The sequence below is a fragment of the Kitasatospora sp. NPDC088742 genome, assembly GCF_055584905.1.
In genome coordinates this window covers 1-20649 of the sequence record NZ_JBVJLD010000077.1, presented here as the reverse complement: position 1 = coordinate 20649, position 20649 = coordinate 1, and the positions used below count along the sequence as shown (strand labels likewise).

Genomic DNA, 20649 nt, shown 5'->3' with positions numbered 1-20649 from the left:
CCAGGCCGGTCAGCCCTCCGCGGAGAGCTCGGCGAAGGTGGGGGCGAGCGCCGTCCGGAGGCGTTCCAGGTGCTCGGCCTCCCGGCCGGCGAAGGCCGGGTACTCGGTGACGAAGTGGTCCCACTCGACGTGCTCACCGAGTCCGGCGAGGGTGACGGGCCCGAGCGGCGGGCCGTACCCGTACTCCTCGCTGCCTTCCAGCACCTCGCGCAGCACGCGGAGGCGGAGCGGGCCGTGCTCCGCCAGCAGGACGGCGTCCCGCAGGTCCTTGCCCTGCGGGTGGGCGTCGGTCATCAGCCAGAGCAGCTTCCAGGCGAGCGAGAGCTCGGGGGTGGCCGCGTTGAGCACGGGGGACTGCTCCCGCTCCAGGCCGGGGACGGCCGTCGGCTCGGGCGGGACGGGGAGCGGCTCGTTGAAGACGAAGTCCAGCTGGACCACGCCACCGGGCAGGCCCTCGGCGGTCCAGGGCAGGACCAGGCGCCGCCCGGGCACCCGCTCGTAGGTCCAGATGTCCTCGGCGACCGCCTCGCGGGCGTCGAAGCGGACGGCTCCGGTGTCCTGCCGGGCCGTCCGTTCGGCGGCCGCCGCGATGCCGGACAGCACCTCGTCGGTCCACCGGGCGCGGAACTCGCGGTCGACCGGCAGCACCACGAAGTCCAGGTCCCCGGGCTCCCGGGCGTCGGCCCCGTACCAGGCGCGCAGCAGCACGCTGCCGCGCAGCACCAGCGAGTCCACCCACGGGGAGTCGGCGGTCGCGGTCAGCACCAGGTCCATCGCCCGGCGGCGGGCGGCCAGCCAGGGTGCGGCCAGGGCCGGGTCGGTGAACCGGGGGTCGGCGGCCCGGTAGGCGTTGGGGTACTGCTTGAGGGCGGGGTCGAAGACCGAGCGCTGGGCGGCTCGGGGGTCCTCGACCGGACGGAGCGTCAGGGGGATTCCGTTGACGCGCCGTTCGGTGTCGCTCGGCGGCTGGTTGGGGACGTGGGGGGTGCCCCAGCCGAACGAGTCCCAGGTGCCGGTCACCGCCGGCCCCCGGTGGGCAGCCAGCCGTGGTCCACGGCGAGGTTGTCGTCGTACACGACGAACTCCCTTTCGGAGGAGAGGATCCGGTGGCCCGCCGCGGTCACGGCCTCGGCCAGCCGGGCCAGCCGGCGGCCGGCCTCGGGGAGGCCGACGCGGTGGCAGCGCTGGGTGACGAAGCGCTGCTGGCGGCCGTCCCGGTCGGTGCGGCGGGCGTTCCAGGACAGGTGGGCGTGGTGACGGCCCGCCAGTTCGGCCAGGGCCTCGTGGCCGGGGCCGGGCGGGAGCAGGACCTTGAGGTGGTGCTCGAAGTAGGTGTCCGGGCCCAGCCGGACCGCCTCGGCCGCGGTGGCCGGGACGCCGGTGGCCCACGGGGAGGCCTCGATCTTGGTCCTGGTCACCGCGAAGCCGGCGGCCCGCAGCCGGGCGGCGGCGGCCAGTGCCGCGGCGCGCTGCTCGGGGAAGGTGCCGCGGCCGGTCAGGGTGAGCATCGGCTGGTGCCGGGTGCGGCCCCGGGCCAGCACGATGTGGGTGACCTTCAGCCCGGCCCCGTCGGCCCAGTGCTCCAGCCGCGGCAGCCGGGCGGCGGGGATGGAGACGGTCAGGTGCGTCTCGAACTCGCCGGTGAAGTGGTCGACCGGGCCGTGGGCGGCCGACGGGTGCTCGACCGTGACCTGCCGGAGGGTGGTCGTCGGGGCGGCGGGGGTGGGCATGGCCGGAATCATCGCAAGCGCCACTGACGGCGGGCACCGTGTTTTCGGAGTGACCTTCGGTGGACTGCCCGTAATGCCTGGATTGTCCGGGTGTGTGAGGCTGGTGCGGAGCTGTTCCCGCCCGCCGCCCGCGCCCCGCGCGGCCGGCCGTCGGAAGGACCTCCATCCGTGGCCGCACTTCCGTTCGCGTACTCAGCACTCCCCGTCCCGGCGGTGCTCCGGGCTGCCGTGGTGGCCGGGCTGGCCCTGCCGCTGGTGCTCGCCGGAGGGTCGGCGGCGGGGGAGCAGGGCGGGGCCCAGGCGGTGCTCCCGGTCACCGGAGCCCCGAGCGCCCCGGCGCTGCCGGGTCTGCCGCAGGTCCAGATACCCCCGCTGCCCGCGCTGCCGACCGTGCAGCTGCCGGTCACCGTGCCGGCCACCCCGGGCCGCTCCGTCCCGGCCAGGCCCGAGCCCCCGGAGCCGGCCGACCCGGAACCGACCCCGACGACCCTCCCGGCCGCCACCCCCGTACCGACCCCCGCGCCCAGCCCGACCCCGGCGGCCGAGCCCAGCCCGCAGCCGACGCCCGTGCCCGCCGTGGAGCCGACCCCGGCCGCCGCGCCGACCGCCCTGCCGGCGGCCGTACCGACCGGCACCCCGGCACCGTCTGCCGTGCCCACCCCCGTGCCCACCGCGACCGCCCGCCCGAGCCGGACGCCGGCCCCCACCACGACCGTCCGCCCGGAGCAGCACGCCCCCACCCCCGCCCGGGCACCCGCCCGCGCCGGGGAGCCGAGCCCGGCCGCCCAGCGGCCCGCCCCGGTGCACCGCGGTGCACCGTCGTCCCGTCCCGCCGCGGCGGCGCCCGGGGCAGGACGGGAGGACGGTGCGGCGGACGAGGTGGTGGAGGCCCTGGACGCCACGGCGGCGGAGGCGGCCCCGGCGGTGCCCGGTCCGACCCCGGCGGCCGTCCGGCTGGCGGCCCCGCTGCGCTGGACGGACGCCTCCAACCTCCAGCTCCCGCTGGGCGCCGGGCTGGCGATGATCGGCTGCGGCCTCGGCCTGGTGGGCCTGCGGCTGCGCCGCCGCTGACCGACCCGCCGTCAGCTCGCGGGCGGGGCAGGGGCGGTGGCACCGCGCGGCGGGATCAGCACACCTGAGCGGCCCGTTGACGGCATGATGGTCCGTCAGGGTCCCGCTCCCGGACGGCGTCCGCCGGTGCCGGGCGCACCTCAGTTGACCCTCCCCGCGCACGAAGCATATGAAGGAACCATGACGAAGCCGATGAACGAACGGTCGCAGTCGGAGGACGAGTCCCCGAAGGTGCTGATCGTCGGTCCGGACGGGCTGCCGGTCGGGGCGGCCCCCGGCTCCGGCCCGGGGTTCGGGCGGTTCGGGGACGGCGAGGCCGTCGAGCCGCGGGAGCTGCCGGTGACCGAGATGGTCGAGCAGCCCGCGAAGGTCATGCGGATCGGTTCGATGATCAAGCAGCTGCTGGAGGAGGTCCGGATGGCCCCCCTCGACGAGGCCAGCCGGGTCCGGCTGAAGGACATCCACGCCAGCTCGATCAAGGAGCTGGAGCTCGGTCTGGCACCGGAGCTGGTCGAGGAGCTGGAGCGGCTCTCGCTGCCGTTCACCGAGGACACCATCCCGACCGAGGCCGAGCTGCGGATCGCCCAGGCCCAGCTGGTCGGCTGGCTGGAGGGCCTGTTCCACGGCATCCAGACCGCGCTGTTCGCGCAGCAGATGGCGGCCCGGGCGCAGCTGGAGCAGATGCGCCGCGCGCTGCCGCCCGGCCTGCACGGCGCCGACCCGGAGCCGGAGGAGCCGGAGCCCGGCCGCGGCATCCGCTCGGGCCCGTACTTGTAGGCCTCACTCGTAGGCCCGGGGACGCTTCGCGGCCGGAGTTTCACGGCCGGGACACACCTCGGACACAGCCGCGCCCCGGCACCCGGAGGCGTCGGGGCGAGCCGATACCCTGACCCCTGTTCGTCGGCCCGGTGGGCCGCCGGCCAGGGGCCGGTCCAGCCCGGCACCGGGTGCCGGGGCCGGGCAGTGCCGGGAGCGCCTCCGCACCGGAGGGGGAAGCAGGGGAGATGAGCGAGGACGGCGCCGCCGCCGGCGGCCACGCACTGGCGGGCGGGCGGTACGTGCTGCGGCACCTGCTCGGCCAGGGTGGGATGGCCTCGGTCCACCTCGCCCACGACACCGTGCTGGACCGTCAGGTCGCGGTGAAGACCCTGCACACCGAGCTCGGCCGGGAGCAGGCCTTCCGGGAGCGCTTCCGCCGCGAGGCGCAGGCGGTGGCCCGGCTGCAGCACACCAACATCGTCTCGGTGTTCGACAGCGGCGAGGACATCGGCCCGGACGGCGCCACCACGCCGTACATCGTCATGGAGTACGTCGAGGGCAAGTCCCTGCGGGACGTGCTGAACGAGGCGGTCGCCCAGCACGGCGCGATGCCGGCCGAGCAGGCGCTGAAGATCACCGGTGCGGTGCTCTCCGCCCTGGAGGCCTCGCACGACCAGGGCCTGGTGCACCGCGACATCAAGCCGGGCAACGTGATGGTGAGCACCAAGGGCACCGTCAAGGTGATGGACTTCGGCATCGCGCGGGCGCTCCAGTCCGGGGTCACCTCGATGACCCAGACCGGCATGGTGGTCGGCACCCCGCAGTACCTCTCGCCGGAGCAGGCGCTGGGCAAGAGCGTGGACGCCCGCTCCGACCTCTACTCGGTCGGCTGCATGCTCTTCGAGCTGCTCACCGGGCAGCTGCCGTTCGACGGCGACTCGCCCTTCTCGATCGCCTACAAGCACGTCCAGGAGGAGCCGCCGGCCCCGTCCGGGACCAATCCGGCCGTCCGGCCCGGCGTGGACGCGCTGGTGGCCCGGGCGCTCCGCAAGGACCCGGGGCACCGCTTCCCGACCGCCGAGGCGATGCGGGCCGAGGTCGAGCGCCTGGCCGCGGGCGGCCAGGCCCAGGGCGCCCCGGCCGTCACCCCGCTGGTGATCGGCGAGGGCCCGCGCTCGGTCTCGGCCGGCGGAGGCGGGCCGGTGGCCTTCCCGCCGCTGATGGGCGAGCCGCGCAGCCCCGTCCCGCAGGTGCACCAGCCGTACGTGCCGACGCCCGCGCCGGCGTACGGGCCGCAGACCCCGCCGCCGGCCTTCCCGGCCGCCGCGCCGCAGTACCCCGGGCCGCACACGCCGGGCCCGCTCGCTCCCGGCCCGCACACCCCCGGCCCCTTCCCGCAGCAGCAGCTGCCGCCGCAGTACCCGATGCCGCAGCACCAGCAGCTCCCGCCGCAGCCCTTCCCGCAGCAGGGGCCGGGCCCGCAGCCCTTCGCGCCGCAGTTCGCCCAGCCGAAGCCCAACGGGAACGGCTGCTCCACCGCGCTGGTGGTGGTCGGCGTGATCGTCGGCGTGATCGTGCTGGCCGCGGTGATCGTCGGGATCGTGGTGGCCAAGCAGGAGAAGGAGCGCCAGCAGGACCTGTACGGCACCACGGTCGGTTCCCGGCCCACCGCGGTGCAGCCTGTGGCCCCCGTGGTCTGACCGTCGCACCGGGTCCGCCGCGCCACACCCGGGCCGCCGAAGCGGTAGCGTGCCAGGAACGCAACTGACAGGGCCCAGGCCCGGGGCGAGGAGTGATGGCGCAGACACAGCGGCCGGGCGACGGCGAGGACGAGAACGGCCACGAGACGCCCAGGGTGCCTCCGGCCGGCGCCGAGACGGCCGAGACGGCCGTGATCCCCGCGACCGCCGGGCCCGCGACTCCGTCCCGGGGGATCGCCGCTCCGTTCGGCACCGTCGGCGACGGCCGCTACCGGCTCACCTCCCGGCTCGGCCGGGGCGGCATGGCCGAGGTGTTCGCGGCCCAGGACGTCCGGCTGGCCCGCACGGTGGCCGTCAAGCTGCTCCGGTCCGAGCTGGCCCAGGACGAGGTGGCCCGGCTCCGGTTCACCCGCGAGGCGCACTCGGTCGCCTCGCTCAACCATCACTCGATCGTCGCGGTCTACGACACCGGCGAGCAGGTCGAGCACGGCGAGTCCACGCCGTTCATCGTGATGGAGCTGGTCGAGGGCCGGACCGTCCGCGAGCTGCTGGTGGACGAGGAGGCGCCGCCGGTCGACCAGGCGCTGATCATCATCGCCGGGGTGCTGGAGGCGCTCGCCTACAGCCACCGGCACGGCATCGTGCACCGCGACATCAAGCCCGCCAACGTGATCATCACGACCGGCGGCGCGGTCAAGGTGATGGACTTCGGCATCGCCCGGGCGCTCACCGGCGAGGCCTCCACCATGACCCAGACCGGCATGGTGATGGGCACCCCGCAGTACCTCTCGCCGGAGCAGGCGCTGGGCAAGGCGGTGGACCACCGCTCCGACCTGTACGCGGCCGGCTGCATGCTCTACGAACTGCTGGCGCTGCGCCCGCCGTTCACCGGGGACACCCCGCTCTCGGTGGTCTACCAGCACGTCCAGGACGCACCGGTGCCGCCCTCCGAGGCCAACCACCGGGTGCCGCCGCAGCTGGACGGCCTGGTGCTGCGCGCGCTGGCGAAGAACCCGGACGAGCGCTTCCAGAGCGCCGACGAGTTCCGCGCCCACCTGCAGCACGCGCTCCGCGAGATGCACGGCGCGGACGGGGCGGGGTACGCGGCGGGGGCGGCCGCCGCCGCTGCCGCGGCGGCCGGGCTGGCCGCCGCCGGCTCGGGCAACACCGGCCACTACCCGGGCTTCCAGGACACCCCCAACGGCTCCGCCGCCCTCACCGAGCCGCTCGGCGCGGTCGGCGGCAGCGAGCGGACCGCGGTCATGCCGTTCCCGACCTCCTCGCCGTACCGGACGCCGTCCGAGCCGTACCCCGCCGCGGGCGGGGGAGCCGGTGGCGGGTCGGCCGACGGGCCGTCGGGCGGCGGGCGCCGCCGCGGGCCCTGGCCCTGGGTGATCGGGGTGCTGCTGGTGATGGCCGCGGCCGGGGCCGGCATCGGCGTGGCGCTGAGCGGCAACGGCGACAAGGGTGCGCCGACCGTCCCGGTGACGTCCAACTCCCCGTCGGCCACGGCGGAGGAGACCCCCTCGCAGCAGCCGACCACCCCGTCGACCAAGTCGACGACCAAGGGCAGCACCGGCGCCGCCACGACGCCCGGTACGCACAGCCAGACCACGCCCACGCCCTCGGCGTCGCCCTCGCCGAGCCCGTCGCCGAGTCCGAGCAAGTCGCCCTCGGCCAGCCCGAGCCCGTCGGCCAGCCCGAGCGCCAGTACCTCGCCGAGCTCCAAGCCGAGCAACTCGGCCTCGTCGACGGCCTCGTCCAACCCGCCGCCGTCCACGCCCCCGACGGCCACCTCCGGTGGTGGCGGCGCCTCGCCCGGTGCCAGCGGGGCGGCCGGCGACGGCGGCTGACGGCGGGTCGGCTGACCAGGAGTCAGCCGACCGGGCGTCAGTTGGTCAGGGCGTCCAGGACCTGTTCGTACTCCTGGCACCACCAGGTGAGCTGGCCCGCCGAGCCCGGGTAGAGGTGGTCGGCGCGGTGGTCGCCGCGCTGGTAGTGCCACTGGAGCATCCAGAGGTCGTTCAGCCGCTCCCACCAGACCCGGTGGGCGGCGGCGGCCAGCTCGGCGGCGGTGGCCGCGCCGGTGGCGCGGTAGGCCCGGGACCACTGGCGGACCCGGCAGAGGTCGAGCACCCCGGTGCGCCGGTCGTCGAAGACCAGGGTGGCGGCCCGGACGGCCTCCTCGGCGGTGGGCCGGGTGCCGAGCTTGTCCCAGTCGAGCACGGCGGCCACCCGGCCGCCGCGGTGCAGCAGGTTGAGGCCGTGGAAGTCGCCGTGGGTCCAGCCGGTGGGCGGGGCGGCCTCGGGGGCGGGGCGGCGGTGGCCGTGCGCGTCCAGCAGGTCCAGACGCTCCGTCAGCCGCCGTTCGGCCAGCGCGTCGAAGGGCGCCGGCGGCCGGGCCGAGCGGGCGCGCCCGCGCAGTTCGCGGACCAGCCGCTCGGTCTCCGCCGGGTCGGCCGAGAGCCGGCCGGCGGGCTGGACCACCGGCGGGCAGACCTCGGCCAGGGCGCCGTGCAGCAGCCCGAGCAGGGCGCCCAGCTCGCCGCAGCGGGCCGGGGTGAGCTCGGTGCCGTGCAGGTGGACGCCGTCGACCCAGGGGTAGAGGGCGAAGAGCCGGCCGCCGTGGGCGACCACGGTGCGGTCGCCGACCGCCCGCAGCGGGGGGACGACGGGTAGTCCGCGCGCGGCCAGCGCGGTGGAGGCGCGGTGCTGGGCGGCGATCGCGGGGCGGGTGGAGGTGGCCGAGTCCACGTAGCACTTGAGGAAGTGCGGACCGGTCTCGCTCTCCACCCGGTAGCCGAGGTTGAGCAGTCCTTCGGCGACCGGGGTGACGGCCAGGGGCCGGATCCGGAAGCGCCGCAGCACCCCGGTCAGGGCGTGGTCCGGGACCGGGGGGCTGAGCGTGCCGACGGGGGGCGCGGCCGTGTCCGGGCGGGCCGGTGCGTCCGCGAAGCGGAGGGTGTGGTTCACGTGCCCTGAGCGTAGTGGTGACGCAAGGTGGTGCTTGACATACTGTCAGTGATGTGCTTGTGAAGCTGCGGTGAACTGCGCCTCAGTGGTGGTGGTCGGCCTGGTGCCTGGCCACGTAGGCGGCGGCCTGGGTGCGGCGCTCCATGCCCATCTTGGCCAGCAGGCTGGAGACGTAGTTCTTGACGGTCTTCTCGGCCAGGTGCAGCTCGTTGCCGATCTGACGGTTGGTCATCCCCTCGCCGATCAGGTCGAGGATGCGGCGCTCCTGCTTCGTCAACTGGGCCAGCCGCGGGTCCTCCTTCTCCCCGCCGTCCCGCAGCCGTTCCAGCACCCGGCTGGTCGCGACCGGGTCGAGCAGCGACTTGCCGGCCGCCACGTCGCGCACCGCGGAGAGCAGGTCGGTGCCCCGGATCGCCTTCAGTACGTACCCGGAGGCTCCCGCCATGATGGCGTCGAACAGCGCCTCGTCGTCCGAGAAGGAGGTCAGCATCAGGCACTTGATCTCCGGGCGCCGGGAGCGCACCTCGCGGCAGACCTCGACCCCGTTGCCGTCCGGCAGGCGGACGTCGAGCACCGCCACGTCGGGATTGACGGCCGGGATGCGAGTCAGCGCCTCGGCCGCGGTGCCGGCCTCGCCGACCACCTCGATGTCGTCCTCCATGGAGAGCAGGTCGTGTACGCCCCGGCGTACGACCTCGTGATCATCGAGAAGGAATACCCTGATATGTCCGTTTCCAGTCACGGCCAAATGCTCCCATAGCCCTGCAAGAAAGACCTATCCCCCCGGCCGGAAATTGATGCCGGTTACCCCCTTACGCGGAGACCGGCGCCCGGATAGCGTGCGCAGGTGTCCTGACGGCACCACGGACGAGAGCCGCGCCACACCCGCGGCTGTTCTGACAGGGAACAAGTAGGACGTCCTAGCGCAGACGCGCCGAGGGGCTCCGCTGGGTAACGTTCTCATGAGGGAAGCCGTCGGAGAAGGAACACCACCTGCCGAGCAGAGTCGGTGCGCACACCCACGCGCTCTCCACTGCGAGGCGGTGACCGGACCGGTCACCGGCGACCCCGGGCGGCCGGACAGACCGAGGAGTGAACGTGACCGTCAAGAGCACGACGAGGGCGCGCAAGAAGCCCGCCTCCGCCGTCACTGACAGCCGGCGTACGGACGAGCCGGAGCTCGTACAGCTGCTCACGCCGGAAGGCGCGCGGGTCGAGCACCCCGACTTCCCGCTGACCACGACGCCGGAGGAGCTGCGCTCGCTCTACCGCGACCTGGTGCTGGTGCGGCGCTTCGACGCCGAGGCCACCTCGCTCCAGCGTCAGGGCGAACTGGGCCTCTGGGCCTCGCTGCTGGGCCAGGAGGCGGCCCAGGTCGGCTCGGGCCGCGCGATGCGCACCGGCGACTACGCCTTCCCGACCTACCGCGAGCACGGCGTGGCCTGGTGCCGCGACGTCGACCCGCTGAACCTGCTCGGCATGTTCCGGGGCGTCAACCACGGTGGCTGGGACCCGAACGAGAAGAACTTCCACCTCTACACCATCGTGATCGGCGCGCAGACCCTGCACGCCACCGGTTACGCGATGGGCATCACCAAGGACGGTGCCGACGACGCGGTGATCGCGTACTTCGGTGACGGCGCCTCCAGCCAGGGCGACGTGAGCGAGGCGTTCACCTTCGCCTCGGTCTACAACGCGCCGGTGGTGTTCTTCTGCCAGAACAACCAGTGGGCGATCTCCGAGCCGACCACCACCCAGACCCGGATCCCGCTCTACCGCCGCGCCTCCGGCTTCGGCTTCCCGGGCGTCCGGGTGGACGGCAACGACGTGCTGGCCTGCCTGGCGGTCACCCGCTGGGCGCTGGACCACGCCCGCAGCGGGCAGGGCCCGGTGCTGGTCGAGGCGTTCACCTACCGGATGGGTGCCCACACCACCTCCGACGACCCGACCCGCTACCGCGCGAACGAGGAGACCGAGGCCTGGAAGGCCAAGGACCCGATCACCCGGTTGAAGGCGCACCTGGAGGCGGAGGGCATCGCCGACGAGGCGTTCTTCGCCGAGGTCGAGGCCGAGAGCGAGACGCTGGGCCTGCGGGTCCGTGAGGGCGTCCGGACCATGCCGGACCCGGACCCGACGCTGATCTTCGACCACGTCTACACCGAGCCGCACACGCTGGTGGACGAGGAGCGGGCCGAGTACGAGGCGTACGCCGCCTCCTTCGAGGGCGGGGAGAACCACTGATGGGCACGCAGCTCAGTGTCGCGAAGGCGCTCAACAACGCGCTCCGCAAGTCGCTGGAGAACGACCCGAAGACCCTCCTCATGGGTGAGGACATCGGCAAGCTCGGCGGCGTCTTCCGGATCACCGACGGCCTGCAGAAGGACTTCGGCGAGGACCGGGTGATCGACAGCCCGCTGGCCGAGTCCGGCATCATGGGCACCGCGATCGGCCTGGCCCTGCGCGGCTACCGCCCGGTGGTGGAGATCCAGTTCGACGGCTTCGTCTACCCGGCCTTCGACCAGATCGTCTCCCAGCTGGCCAAGATGCACGCCCGTGCGCTCGGCCACGTGAAGATGCCGGTCACCGTCCGGATCCCGTACGGCGGCGGCATCGGCGCGGTGGAGCACCACAGCGAGTCGCACGAGGCGTACTTCATCCACACCGCCGGTCTGCGGGTGGTCAGCCCCTCCAACGCGCACGACGCGCACTGGATGCTCCAGCAGGCGATCGCCTCGGACGACCCGGTGATCTTCCTGGAGCCCAAGCGGCGTTACTGGGACAAGGGCGAGGTGGGCGACGAGGCCGGCATCGGTCTGCACACCGCCCGGGTGGTCCGCGAGGGCGCCGACGCCACCCTGATCGCGTACGGCCCGATGGTGAAGGTCTGTCAGGAGGCCGCCGCGGCCGCCGAGGAGGACGGCCGCCGCCTGGAGGTCGTCGACCTGCGCTCGCTCTCGCCGGTGGACTTCGCCACCGTCGAGGCGTCGGTGAAGCGCACCGGCCGCGCCGTGGTGGTGCACGAGGCGCCGGTCTTCCTGGGCCTGGGCGCCGAGCTGGCCGCCCGGATCACCGAGAAGTGCTTCTACCACCTGGAGGCCCCCGTGCTCCGGGTCGGCGGCTACCACGCCCCCTACCCGCCGTCGCGGGTGGAGGAGTCCTTCCTGCCCGACCTGGACCGTGTGCTCGACGCCGTCGACCGCGCGCTGGCCTTCTGAGAACGGAGCGACCCATGACCACAGAGGTGCGCTCGCTCCGCGAGTTCAAGATGCCGGACGTCGGCGAGGGCCTCACCGAGGCCGAGATCCTGACCTGGTACGTCAAGCCCGGCGACGTGGTGACGGACGGTCAGGTGGTCTGCGAGGTGGAGACCGCCAAGGCGGCGGTCGAGCTGCCGATCCCCTTCAACGGGGTCGTCGACCAGCTGTTCTTCCCGGCCGGGAGCACGGTGGACGTCGGCACGGCGATCATCTCGGTGGCGGTCGGCGAGGGTGCGGCCGAGCCCGCCCCGGCCGCCGCCCCCGTCGCGGTGGCGGCTCCGGCCGTCGTTGCCGCCGCCGTGCCGGCCGCGCCCGCCGAGCCGGAGCGCCGGGAGGTGCTGGTCGGCTACGGCCCGCGCACCGGCACCGTGCAGCGCCGGGCCCGCAAGACCACGGTGGCCCCGGCCGCCGCTCCGGCCGTCGCGGTCGTGGCTCCCGCCCCGGTCGTCGCGGCCCCGGTCGTGGTGGTGCCCGCGCAGGCCGAACCGGCCGACGGCGACCGGCCGTTGGCGAAGCCGCCGGTCCGCAAGCTGGCCAAGGACCTGGGCATCGACCTGCGCACCGTCACGCCGACCGGCAAGGACGGCGTGATCACCCGCGAGGACGTGCACGCCGCCGCCGCTCCGGCCCCCGCCCCGGTGGTGGCCGAGGTCGAGGTGGAGCCGGCCGTGGCCGTCCCGGTGGCCTCCGCCACGGGGGACGTCCGGGTGCCGGTCAAGGGCGTCCGGAAGGCCACCGCCCAGGCGATGGTGGCCTCGGCGTTCACCGCGCCGCACGTCACCGAGTTCGTCCAGGTGGACGTGACCCGGACCATGAAGCTGGTGCGCGAGCTCAAGGAGAGCGGCGAGCTGGGCGCCGGCGTGCGGGTCAGCCCGCTGCTGCTGGTGGCCCGGGCGCTGCTCACGGCGGTCCGCCGCCACCCGGAGATCAACGCGGCCTGGGACGAGGCCAACCAGGAGATCGTGCTCAAGGGGCAGGTCAACCTCGGCATCGCCGCGGCCACCCCGCGCGGCCTGCTGGTGCCCAACATCAAGGACGCCGGCTCCAAGACCCTGCCGCAACTGGCCGTCTCCCTCGGTGAGTTGACGGACGTCGCCCGGCAGGGCAAGACCTCCCCGGCCGACCTCTCCGGCGGCACCATCACCATCACCAACGTCGGCGTCTTCGGCGTCGACACCGGCACGCCGATCCTCAACCCGGGCGAGGCCGCCATCCTCGCCTTCGGCGCCGTCCGCGAACTGCCCTGGGTGCACAAGGGCAAGGTCGTCCCGCGCCTGGTCACCACCCTGGCGCTCTCCTTCGACCACCGCCTGGTGGACGGGGAGCTGGGCTCCAGGGTGCTCGCGGACACCGCGGCGATCCTGGAGCGCCCGAAGCGCCTGATCACCTGGAGCTGACGCTCCGTCGGACCAGCCCGAACGGGCCCTACCCACCTGGTGGGTAGGGCCCGTTCGGCATTTCTCAGCGGGCGTTGCGGCGGCGGGCGAAGAGCAGGGCGCCGGTGCCGAGGGCGAGCAGGGCGGCGGCGGAGCCGGCCAGCGCGACGGTCGGGGTCTTCGGGCCGGTGGAGGCCAGCTCGGTGACGGGCTCGGCCGAGGCGGCGGTGGTGGGCGATGCGGCCGGGGCGCTCGGGGCGGCCTTCGGAGCCTCGGCGGGGGCGGCGGCGGGCGCCTTGGCGGGGGCGGCGGCCTGGGCGGTGGACGGGGTCGGCTTCGGGGTGGCCGGCTTGGCCGCGGTGGCCGGGTGCACGACCTTGAGGGTGGCCGGCTGGTCGGTGGTGTAGAGCAGGATCGAGTCCTGGGTGGCGGGCGTGCTGCTCTTGAGGCCGACCCGGAACATGAAGCGCTTGGCGTGTCCGGTGTCGAGCGAGCCCTTCAGCGCGGCGGTGTCGGTGTAGAAGGCGCCGCCGCAGTCGTGGCGGGTCGGGAGCGTCTTCCAGGCTCCGCCGACCATGGCCTCCACGGTGATGTCCTGCGCGCGGAGGGCCTGCTTGCCGCCTGCCGGCTGCGGCGCGAGCAGCCCGAAGCCAGGGGCGATCTGCTGGTAGACCGCGCCGGTCCCGTTGAAGAGCTCGATGCCGACCTCGACCTTCGCGCCGCCGGCCGTGATCGTCCGGGGCAGCTCGGGGATGAAGGCCTGCTCCGGCTCGGAGGCGTGGCGCGGGCCCTCGTACATCGGCTCGATCGGCGACGGGCCGCAGGCCCAGGCGGTGTCGGCGGTGATCAGGGTGATGCCGCTGGTGAGCAGGAGGGTGGCGACGGAGAGCGGGGCAAGCTTCGCAAAACGGTTGATAACGGACGTGCGCATGACGTGTCCCCCCAGGGAGTCGTGTCTGACGGTGTGTGAGGTGAAGGACCCTGCGGCGCCGGTCCCCTTGCCGGGGCCGCTCTCCGTGCCTTCATCCATACAGACGTCCATCCCCCCGGGGGGTTGCAGGTGAGTTCAAAACTTTTTTCCGGGCCCTCCGACGGGCCCTCCGGGATACTTCCGGGATGACGAAACTGCGGGGGAAGACCCAGGTGGCGGCCACCGGCGAGGACGTGCCGCCGTCGCTGCGGCGGGACGTGTCGGGGCCCGCGCTGCTGGCCGGGCTGGTGTGTGTGGCGGTGTCGTTCTCCGGCCCGCTGGTGGTGGTGCTGGCGGCGGCGCAGGCCGGACGGCTGGACCAGGGGCAGACCGCGTCCTGGATCTGGGCGGTCTCGATCGGCAGCGGGCTGAGCTGCCTGCTGCTCAGCTGGTGGACCCGGACCCCGGTGATCGCGGCCTGGTCCACGCCGGGTGCGGCGCTGCTGGTGACCAGCCTGGGCGACTACCCGTACCGGGAGGCGGTCGGGGCCTTCCTGCTGAGCAGCGTGGCGGTGGCGCTGTTCGGGGTGACCGGCCTGTTCGGGCGGCTGATGCGGGCGATACCCACCGGGATCGTGAACGCGATGCTGGCCGGCATCCTGTTCTCCTTCGGCGCGGGCATCTTCACCTCGGTGAAGAGCGCCCCGGTGCTGGTGCTCGGCAGCTTCATCGCCTTCCTGCTGGCCCGCCGCTTCGCGCCCCGGTACGCGGTGCCGGTGGCGCTGCTGGCGGGGGCGGTGCTGGCCGCCGCCACCGTCGGGCTGCCGCTCCATCCGGGCCAGGGCGGGCCGGTGCGGCCGGAGCTGACGGTGCCGCAGTTCAGCTGGGCTGCCACCGTCGGCCTGGCGCTGCCGCTCACCATCGTCGCGCTGGCCTCGCAGAACGCGCCCGGCCTCGGGGTGATGCGCGCCTCCGGCTACGACCCGGACGACCGGCTGCTGATCGGCGCGACCGGCGGCCTCTCGGTGCTGCTGGCCCCGTTCGGCTCGCCGGGGGTCAACCTGGCCGCCATCACCGCCGCCATCTGCACCAGCCCGGAGAGCCACCCCGACCCGCGCCGCCGGTACGTGGCCGGGATGTCCACCGGGGTGCTGTACGTCCTGATCGGCAGCTTCGCCGGGGTGCTGGTCAGTCTCTTCACCGGACTGCCGCCCGCGTTGATCGCGGTGATCGCCGGGGTCGCCCTGCTGGCCTCCTTCCAGGGCAGCCTGATCGGCGCGGTGGCCGAGCCGTTCGGGCGGGACGGGGCGGTGGTGACCTTCCTGGTGACCGCCTCGGGGATGTCGCTGTACGGGATCGGCTCGGCGTTCTGGGGGCTGCTGTTCGGCGTCGGGACGCACCTGGTGCTGGAGGCGGGGCGGCGGGAGAAGGCCTGACGGCCGGTCAGGCCCTCCGCGGCGGCCCTGCGGCTGGGCCGAATGGCTGCCGCCGTCCCCCGCACCGGTGCCACCGCCCGCGCGGCGCGGCGTCGGCGACCGGGCCCGGGGCCGGTGCCCCCGCATGCTGGGCGTGACCTGCGCGGTGGCGCGACCTGCCCTCGCGCACCGCGAGGTGGCCGGCCGTGGCGGCCGGGGTCGGACCGCCGCGCGGGAGGAGGCCGGAGTGGACGAGGACGAGGCGTCGAGGCCGGCCCCGCGCCGACGTGTGGTGCTGGCGGTCGCGATCGGTGCCGCCCTGGTCTCCACCGGCGGCTGGGCCGCGTCCTCCCTGGTGAAGTCCCCGGCCGAGCGGGTGGTCGGCGCTCCGCCGCCGCCGCGCAGCCTGCTCACCGCCCCGGTGACGCTGCGCTCGCTCACCCCCTCGGTGGTGGCCCGGGGCCAGGTCTACCCGCCGACCCGGTACGAGGTGACGCCCCGGGCCTCCTCGGCCGAGATCACCCAGCTGTTCGTCTCCGCGCTGGCCGTCCGGCCCGGCGAGCAGGTGGAGAACGGGCGGCTGCTCGCGGTGGTCTCCGGCCGTCCGCTCTTCGTGCTGCACGGTGCGGTGCCCGCGTACCGGGACCTCCGGCCCGGCGCCACCGGCCCCGACGTGGCCCAACTCCAGAGGGCGCTCGAGGAGTTGGGCTTCGGCTCGGGCGGTGACCAGGAGGGTGCCTACGGCCGGGGCACCGCCAAGGCGGTGGGCGACTACTACCGGAGCATCGGGCAGTCGGCGCCGACCCCGGGGCCGGAGACCCAGCAGGCGGTGGACGCGGCCCGGCAGGCCGTCGAGGCGGACCAGCGGCAGTACGGCGAGATCGCCGCCGACCCCGAGCGGTACGCCCAACTCCCGGAAGCCAGGCGGCGGTTGACAGTCGACCGGGAGGCGCTGGCGAAGGCCGAGGCGGCCAACGGGCCGATGGTCCCGGTCGGCGAGGTGGTGGTGCTGCCGACCCTTCCGGCCACCGTGACGGCGGTCAACGCGCCGGTCGGGGCGCCCGTCACCGGACCGCTCCTCTCGCTGGCCAGCGGCGGCCTGGCCGTCACCGGACAGCTGACGCCCGCTCAGGCCGCCGGGGTGCGGGCCGGGATGACGGTGGAACTGCTGGCCGAGACCAGCGGTGCCACCGTCCGCGGCACCGTCTCCGGCCTGGGCGCCCCGACCGGTCTGCCGCCCGCCGGGCGGGTGATCCCGATCGGCCCGGCCCTCGCCCAGGCCCCCTCGGCGCAGGATTCCTCGGCCCAGGGCTCCCCGGCGCACGACTCCCCGGCGCAGGCCGGACCGCTCTACGTACCGCTGCAGATCACCACCGAGCAGGGCCTGCCCGCGGCCCTGAACGGCCAGAACGTCCGGCTCACCGTGCTCCAGGGCCCGGCCGCCGAACCGGTGCCCAGCGTCCCGGTCGCGGCGGTCTTCACCGACGCGGCGGGCCGCACCGTGGTCACCCGGGTCACCGAGGACGGCCGCCGCGAGGTGGTCGCGGTCACCACCGGTGCCACGGTGGGCGGCTGGGTCGGGCTGACCGGCGGCGGGCTGGCCGCCGGCGACCAGGTGGCGGTCGGCTCGTGACGGCGGTGGCCTGAGGTGGGCCGGCCGAGGCCGAGGCCGTGGCGGCGGCGCCGGGAAGGGCCGGGCCTGCGGGTGCTGACGGTCCGGACGGTGGCCGTTCTGGCGGAGCGGCCCCGGCGGACCCTGCTCACCCTGCTCGCTCCGGCCCTCGGGGTCGGCGTCCTGGTCACCGCGCTCGGCCTGACCGCCACCGCCGAGGGCCAGGTCCGGCCCGGGTACGACCTCACGGCGGCGAACACCGTCACCGCCGTGGACCAGCCCGACGCCACCGGCCTGGCCCCCGGGGCCGCCCCGCCGCCGGGCCTGCCGGCCGACACCGACGCCAGGGTGGCCCGGATCGCCGGGGTGACGGCGGCCGGGGTCTGGTGGCGGGTCGGCGACGGCCTGCGGATCGGGGCCAACCCGGCCGCCGAGAGCGGGTCCGGTCCCGGGCTGACGGTCTTCGCCGCCAGCCCGGGCGCGGTCGCCGCGATGGCTCCGGAGCTGACCGCCGGGGTGACGCTCGATCAGTTCCCGGAACGCCGGCGGCTCCCCGTGGTGCTGCTCAGCGAGGAGGCGGCCACCCGCCTCGGCATCGGCCCGGGCCTGGTCCCGGCGCAGCCCGCGGTCTTCCTGGAGGGCCTGCCGTTCACCGTGATCGGCGTCTACCGGCAGGTGGCCCGCGCCCCCGAGACGCTGCACGGCCTGATCGTCCCGGCCGCCACCGCGCTGGAGCGCTTCGGCAACCCCGGCCCGGCCGGCCGGGAGAGCGCCAAGGTGCTGGTCGCCACCCGCCCCGGCGCGGCCGGCACGGTCGCCGGCCAGCTCCCGGCGGCGCTCCGGCCGGAGGCCCCCGGCCGGCTCGCGGTCTCCGCCCCACCGGACCCGTACGAGCGGCGGGGCGCCGCCCCCCGCCGCACCGCGCTGCTGGTGGCGCTGGCGGTGGCCGGGGTCTGCCTGGCCGTCGGCGCGGTCGGCCTCGCCACCGGCTCGCTGCTCGCGGTGGTGGAGCGCACCCCCGAGATCGGCCTGTACCGCGCGTTCGGGGCCCGGCCCCGGCAGGTCGGCGGCCGGTTCCTGGCCGAGGCGGCGGCCGTCGGCACCCTCGGCGGCCTGGCCGGCACCGGTCTGGGCGTACTCGTCGTCCTCGTGGTGGCCCTCGCCCGGGACTGGACCGCCGTGCTCCCGGCCTGGGCCGTGCTGCCCGCGCCGCTGCTCGGCACCGCGCTCGGCCTGCTGGCCGGCGCCCACCCGGCGCTCCGGGCCGCCCGTACCGACCCGGTCGCGGCTCTGCACCGGCCCCCTCGGTAACGGGTCACACCAGGGGCGCGAGGCGGCTCCGCCGCGTGGGTGCGCCGCGGTAGGGGATGACCCGTCTGCCGGGTACTTGCAAGTGGCTGTCCGTACCCGGCAGGCGGGTCACGTTCTTCCGCAGCGCGCAGCTCCTCGCGCCCCCGGTCGCATGACCCGTCACCGAAGCGGGCGGGGCCGCAAGCCGGGTGGGCCGGGCGGCGGAACCGGTTGGTCCGGCCCGGGGAACCCGCGGCGCGGGAGTGCTGCGGGGGCGCGCGGCGCGGGTACGTCTCCGCGACCCCCCACCCTGGCCCCCGCCGGGTGACCGGAGCACCGAGGACGTACCCGTATGGCGCCTGGCGATACCGGACACCGCGTCCGACACCGCGCTCGCCGAGGAGCGGGACGAGGCCTGGCCGCCGTCCTGCTGCTCCCGCTGGCCGGGCTGCCCGCCGCCCTGGAACTCACCGCCCGGCCCCCCTACGAGGTCATCGGCGTCCCGTCCCCGGCCCCCGACCGGGCCGCCCCGCCGAACGCCGTCGAGCGGCCCCCCGGGCCGCCCGCCACCACGCCGGGCACCGCGCCGACCGTGGACATACGGCGCACCGGCGACCCGGCCAACCGGATCACCCTGGTCCTGCTCGGCGACGGCTACACCGCCGACCAGCAGGAACTGTTCCGCCGTCAGGCCGACCAGGCCTGGCACGCGTTGATGGAGATCGAGCCCTTCCACAGCTACCAGGGCTTCTTCAACATACGGCGGGTCGAGGTGGTCTCCCCGGCCCCCGGCATCGCCGAGGGCGAGCAGGCCGGCCGCCGCCCGGGCACCCCGCTCGGCATGCACTTCTGGTGCGAGGGCACCGCCCGGCTGCTCTGCGCCGACGAGGCCGCCGCCGCCCGCCTCGCCGGGGAGGGCGAGGGCCCGCAGTACCTGATCGCACTCGCCAACTCCAGGGAGTACGGCGGAGCCGGCGGTACCGGGGTGACCACCCTGGCGGGCGGCAGCCCCGACGCCGGGCGGATCATCCAGCACGAGATGGGCCACACCGTCGGCGACCTCGGCGACGAGTACGACAGCGCCCCGGGCGACACCGACTACCCCAACCTCTCCACCGTGGACGCCGAGGAGATGAGGCGCCGTCAGCTCAAGTGGTGGCGCTGGCTGGGCGCGGAGGCCGACGGCGGCGCGGGCGTGGTCGGCACCTACCGGAGCGCCAACGGCACCTTCCGCCCCACCGCCGACTCGGTCATGCGCACCCTCGGCGGCAGCTACAACCCGCCCTCCCGGGAGGCCATCGTCAAGCAGCTCTACCAGCGGATCGGCCCCGCCGACCGCCCCGAACCCACCCCCGGCGCGGTCGCCGGCCGCCCCCGGCTGCTGGTCCGTCCGGTGCCGCTCACCGGGGACCGTCAGCTGGTGGTCGAGTGGCGGGTCGACGGCCTCCAGGTCACCAGCCCCGCCCCGGACGGCAGCTGGCTGGAGACCACCGCGCTCGCCGTCCCCGCCGGACGGACCGTCACCGTCTCGGCCACCGTGCGGGACGACACCGACTGGGTCCGGGACGAGGCCTTCCGGGAGCAGCGGATGACCCGCACGGTGAGCTGGACGCTCAAGGGGTGAGACGGTCCTTCGTGTGCGACGGCCGGGCGGAGGCTGTTGACTGCCTGCTTAACCTGTTCGAGTGAGCACCGACCCGGAGACCGTCGCACCTCGTTCCGTCGCAGCCGTCCCCGGCCAACGTGCGCCGGTCCCCGCTGCCGCTGCCGCCGCGGCTCCCTCCGCGGCTCCCGGCGGGCGGGCCGCCTGGTTCGCGTGGGCGGTCGCCGCCACCGTCTACGTGCTCGCGGTGATCCACCGGACCAGCCTCGGGGTGGCCGGCATCGACGCCGCCGACCGCTTCGGCATCGGCGCCTCCGCGCTCTCCACGTTCGCTGTCCTCCAGGTGCTGGTCTACGCCGCCATGCAGATACCCGTCGGCCTGCTGATCGACCGGTACGGGCCCAAGCGCGTCCTGCTCGGCGGCGTCCTGCTGCTGAGCCTCGGTCAGCTCGCCTTCGCCTTCTCCACCGCGTTCGGCCCCGCCCTGGCCTCCCGGGCCGTGCTCGGCTGCGGCGACGCCATGACCTTCATCAGCGTGCTGCGGATCGCCGCGCGGTGGTTCCCCGCCGCCCAGAACCCGATGGTCGCCCAGATCACCGGCCTGGCCGGCATGGGCGGCAACCTCCTCACCACCGCCGTCCTCGCCCAGACCCTGCACAGCGAGGGTTGGACCGCCTCGTTCGCCTTCGTCGCCCTGCTCGGGATCGCGGTCTTCGCGGTGGTCGCCCTCTTCCTCCGGGAGGCCCCGCCCGGCGTCGCCGTGGTGCCCCCGTCCACCGAGGCGCGGCCCTCGCTCCGCTCCCAGGTCCGCGACAGCTGGCGCGAGCCCGGCACCCGGCTGGGGCTGTGGGTCCACTTCACCACCGCGTTCCCGGCGGGCGCCTTCGGACTCCTCTGGGGGATGCCGTACCTGGTGGAGGGTCAGGGCCTCTCGCGCGGCGAGGCCGGCGGCC

The 20649-nt window shown here is 75.2% G+C and carries 17 protein-coding genes; 12 read left to right on the top strand and 5 right to left on the bottom strand.

Annotated features, from left to right (window positions below; all coding sequences use genetic code 11):
* Positions 1-9 precede the first annotated feature (9 nt).
* Both ACZ6ZR_RS36580 and ACZ6ZR_RS36575 read right to left on the bottom strand, forming a co-directional pair.
* Positions 10-1020: a nucleotidyl transferase AbiEii/AbiGii toxin family protein gene (locus ACZ6ZR_RS36580; RefSeq protein WP_465650034.1), complete on the bottom strand. Its 1011-nt coding sequence runs from the start codon at positions 1018-1020 to the stop codon at positions 10-12.
* Positions 1017-1730: a hypothetical protein gene (locus tag ACZ6ZR_RS36575; protein ID WP_465650032.1), complete on the bottom strand. Its 714-nt coding sequence runs from the start codon at positions 1728-1730 to the stop codon at positions 1017-1019. Before ACZ6ZR_RS36575 ends, ACZ6ZR_RS36580 begins: the two co-directional genes overlap by 4 nt.
* Before the next feature lie 168 nt (positions 1731-1898).
* Between ACZ6ZR_RS36575 and ACZ6ZR_RS36570 the strand changes: the two genes are divergently transcribed.
* The 4 genes from ACZ6ZR_RS36570 to ACZ6ZR_RS36555 all read left to right on the top strand — a co-directional run bounded on the left by ACZ6ZR_RS36570 (position 1899) and on the right by ACZ6ZR_RS36555 (position 7113).
* Positions 1899-2801 carry a hypothetical protein gene (locus tag ACZ6ZR_RS36570; RefSeq protein WP_465650030.1) on the top strand — a complete coding sequence of 301 codons (903 nt, stop codon included), beginning with the start codon at positions 1899-1901 and terminating at the stop codon, positions 2799-2801.
* A 180-nt stretch (positions 2802-2981) separates the two neighbouring features.
* Positions 2982-3578, top strand: a complete 597-nt coding sequence (locus tag ACZ6ZR_RS36565) for a bacterial proteasome activator family protein (protein ID WP_465650029.1) — start codon at positions 2982-2984, stop codon at positions 3576-3578.
* A 227-nt stretch (positions 3579-3805) separates the two neighbouring features.
* Positions 3806-5260 (top strand): protein kinase domain-containing protein, encoded by a 1455-nt coding sequence (locus tag ACZ6ZR_RS36560; protein WP_465650027.1) that lies wholly within the window; start codon positions 3806-3808, stop codon positions 5258-5260.
* Positions 5261-5355: 95 nt separating this feature from the next.
* Positions 5356-7113, top strand: a complete 1758-nt coding sequence (locus ACZ6ZR_RS36555) for a protein kinase domain-containing protein (RefSeq protein ID WP_465650025.1) — start codon at positions 5356-5358, stop codon at positions 7111-7113.
* A gap of 37 nt (positions 7114-7150) precedes the next feature.
* Here the strand turns inward: ACZ6ZR_RS36555 and ACZ6ZR_RS36550 are convergent, their stop codons facing one another.
* A complete protein-coding gene (locus ACZ6ZR_RS36550) occupies positions 7151-8233 on the bottom strand; it encodes a phosphotransferase enzyme family protein (RefSeq protein ID WP_465650023.1) in 1083 nt (360 codons plus the stop codon).
* 82 nt (positions 8234-8315) lie between these two features.
* A complete protein-coding gene (locus ACZ6ZR_RS36545) occupies positions 8316-8975 on the bottom strand; it encodes a response regulator (RefSeq protein WP_465650021.1) in 660 nt (219 codons plus the stop codon).
* Positions 8976-9331: 356 nt separating this feature from the next.
* On the opposite strand from ACZ6ZR_RS36545, the gene pdhA reads away from it, so the two are divergent.
* The 3 genes from pdhA to ACZ6ZR_RS36530 are packed head-to-tail and all read left to right on the top strand — an operon-like array spanning position 9332 to position 12887.
* Positions 9332-10474 (top strand): pyruvate dehydrogenase (acetyl-transferring) E1 component subunit alpha, encoded by a 1143-nt coding sequence (pdhA, locus tag ACZ6ZR_RS36540; protein ID WP_465650019.1) that lies wholly within the window; start codon positions 9332-9334, stop codon positions 10472-10474.
* Positions 10474-11448 carry an alpha-ketoacid dehydrogenase subunit beta gene (locus tag ACZ6ZR_RS36535; RefSeq protein ID WP_465650017.1) on the top strand — a complete coding sequence of 325 codons (975 nt, stop codon included), beginning with the start codon at positions 10474-10476 and terminating at the stop codon, positions 11446-11448. Before pdhA ends, ACZ6ZR_RS36535 begins: the two co-directional genes overlap by 1 nt.
* Positions 11449-11462: 14 nt before the next feature.
* Positions 11463-12887 carry a dihydrolipoamide acetyltransferase family protein gene (locus ACZ6ZR_RS36530; protein WP_465650015.1) on the top strand — a complete coding sequence of 475 codons (1425 nt, stop codon included), beginning with the start codon at positions 11463-11465 and terminating at the stop codon, positions 12885-12887.
* 64 nt (positions 12888-12951) lie between these two features.
* On the opposite strand, the gene ACZ6ZR_RS36525 is transcribed toward ACZ6ZR_RS36530, so the two are convergent.
* Complete coding sequence (locus ACZ6ZR_RS36525) at positions 12952-13797, bottom strand: hypothetical protein (protein ID WP_465650013.1); 846 nt, start codon at positions 13795-13797, stop codon at positions 12952-12954.
* Positions 13798-13982: 185 nt separating this feature from the next.
* Between ACZ6ZR_RS36525 and ACZ6ZR_RS36520 the strand changes: the two genes are divergently transcribed.
* The 5 genes from ACZ6ZR_RS36520 to ACZ6ZR_RS36500 form a co-directional block, all read left to right on the top strand.
* Entirely contained in the window at positions 13983-15212 is a 1230-nt protein-coding gene (locus ACZ6ZR_RS36520; RefSeq protein ID WP_465650011.1) for a benzoate/H(+) symporter BenE family transporter, read from the top strand.
* Between the two features lie 124 nt (positions 15213-15336).
* Positions 15337-16824, top strand: coding sequence for a peptidoglycan-binding protein (locus tag ACZ6ZR_RS36515; RefSeq protein ID WP_465650009.1), 1488 nt, complete (start codon positions 15337-15339; stop codon positions 16822-16824).
* A 90-nt stretch (positions 16825-16914) separates the two neighbouring features.
* Positions 16915-18114: an ABC transporter permease gene (locus tag ACZ6ZR_RS36510; RefSeq protein WP_465650007.1), complete on the top strand. Its 1200-nt coding sequence runs from the start codon at positions 16915-16917 to the stop codon at positions 18112-18114.
* Between the two features lie 331 nt (positions 18115-18445).
* Positions 18446-19717 carry a M64 family metallopeptidase gene (locus ACZ6ZR_RS36505; protein WP_465650005.1) on the top strand — a complete coding sequence of 424 codons (1272 nt, stop codon included), beginning with the start codon at positions 18446-18448 and terminating at the stop codon, positions 19715-19717.
* A gap of 61 nt (positions 19718-19778) precedes the next feature.
* Positions 19779-20649: MFS transporter (locus ACZ6ZR_RS36500; RefSeq protein ID WP_465650003.1), on the top strand; the 871-nt coding region annotated here is incomplete at its 3' end.